At 64.7% G+C, this 1,555-nt stretch carries 3 protein-coding genes and 1 pseudogene; all 4 read right to left on the bottom strand.

Annotated elements, in window-relative coordinates; all coding sequences use genetic code 11:
* Positions 1–258 (bottom strand): DivIVA domain-containing protein (locus KZA10_RS14770; protein WP_218683260.1); only part of this gene is annotated, 258 nt, incomplete at its 3' end.
* Between the two features lie 181 nt (positions 259–439).
* The gene (locus KZA10_RS14765) at positions 440–739 is read right to left on the bottom strand and encodes a YggT family protein (RefSeq protein ID WP_141386191.1); all 300 of its coding nucleotides are present in this window, start codon (positions 737–739) and stop codon (positions 440–442) included.
* A 3-nt stretch (positions 740–742) separates the two neighbouring features.
* Entirely contained in the window at positions 743–1,216 is a 474-nt protein-coding gene (locus KZA10_RS14760) for a cell division protein SepF (protein ID WP_017830233.1), read from the bottom strand.
* A 43-nt stretch (positions 1,217–1,259) separates the two neighbouring features.
* Positions 1,260–1,427, bottom strand: a pseudogene (locus KZA10_RS18290) (YggS family pyridoxal phosphate-dependent enzyme); the annotation flags it as partial.
* Positions 1,428–1,555: the final 128 nt, after the last annotated feature.

The following is a 1,555-nucleotide window of genomic DNA, read 5'->3' as shown; positions in this document are numbered from 1 at the left end:
GGTGGCGGAGCCGGTCGGAGCGGGCTCCGCAGGAACCTCGGCGACAGGGGCGGCGGCAGCGGGAGCGGCGGCTTCAGGAGCAGCACCGGACTCGTATGCGGCCAGCTTGGCCTTCAGCTCGACGTTCTCCTCGAGGGCCTTGCGCCACTCGATGACGATCTCGTCGAGGAAGTCGTCGACCTCGTCCGGGTCGAAGCCGTCCTTGAAGCGGACGTGCTGGAACTGCTTGGTGACGACGTCATCCGGGGTAAGTGCCATGGGTGGCTCCTCTTTCGATGAGTTCGATTGCCAGTATCGATGTATGGCGTGGTCGTGATGTGGCGCGAACCCGGGGCGCGCACCTGGGTGCCAGCATAGCCCCCGCGCATTGGCGCCGCGATGTCACGACACCCAGAGTGGGCGAAGTGGTCGAGGTCCGATCGGGAGACACGCCTGGATTTCAGCGGATGAACAGCCCGACGACGTTCATCAGAATCAGAACGATCAGAAGGGTGAGCGTGAACCCGAAATCAAGAGAGAGCGAACCGATCCGCAGCGGCGGGATGATCCGCCGGAAGAACCGGATGGGCGGATCGGTGAGCGTGTAGACCGCCTCGGCAGCCACCAATCCGAAACCCTTGGGACGCCACTCCCGATTGAACATCGGGATGTAGTCCAGGATCAGGCGCGCGAAAAGCACGAAGACGTACAGGAGGAGCACCAGATGGACGATGCTCGCAAAAACGGAGACCAGCTGCACGGGCTACGACTGGTCGAAGCCCGCAGACTCGGCGTCTGCGTGTGCGATGCCCCCGTGACCCGAGACGGCGATGTTCTCCGGCGACAGCAGGAACACCTTCGAGGTCACGCGTTCGATACGGCCGTAGAGACCGAGAGAGAGCCCGCTCGCGAAATCGATGAGGCGACGCGCGTCGGCGTCGCTCATCTGGGAGAGGTTGATGATGACCGGGACGCCCTCGCGGAAGCTCTCCGCGATCAGCTGGGCGTCGCGGTACTGCTTCGGGTGGACGGTGAGAATCTCGTTCACGGCTCCTGCAGACGGCTGGCGGACGGCGACGGGGCGACGAAGCGGCGTGACGGGGGCCGGTGCCGGCTCCTCGCGGTCACGGTCACGTTCGCGGTGAGCGCGGGCGGGTGCCTGCGTCTCCTCCTCGTAGACCTCTTCTTCATCGGCGAGGCCGAGATACACCATGGTCTTCTTCAGCGGGTTACCCATCGTGTCCTCCGGTTCGAACGTGTCGGGCTGGTCTTTTCACAGGTTAACCCCGGTCTGGTCGGGGGCCGGTGATTGCGGAGCCGATCCGCAGGTGTGTCGCGCCGGCGGCGATCGCCTCGACGAAGTCTCCGGTCATCCCGGCAGAGATCCAGGAGGCTGAGGGTTCCACTGCGCGGACGCCGTCGGCGACATCACGCAGACGGGCGAAGGCCATGATCGCGAAGTACTTCGCGATCATCCCCGCGATGTTCATGGGAGTCTTCCCCGGACTGGCGGCGCTCAACATCATGCAGCTGCATTCGCCGGCTTCCGCGGTGACCAGCGCGATCATCTTCAACG

The organism is Microbacterium sp. BF1 (genome assembly GCF_019279095.1).
Taxonomy (GTDB): Bacteria; Actinomycetota; Actinomycetes; order Actinomycetales; family Microbacteriaceae; genus Microbacterium; species Microbacterium maritypicum.
This window is presented reverse-complemented; position numbering and strand designations above follow the sequence as displayed.

What these genes read in the sequence shown, in the direction of transcription:
- KZA10_RS14760 (WP_017830233.1), bottom strand. Translation starts at nt 1,216, where the DNA reads ATGGGTAACCCGCTGAAGAAGACCATGGTGTATCTCGGCCTCGCCGAT.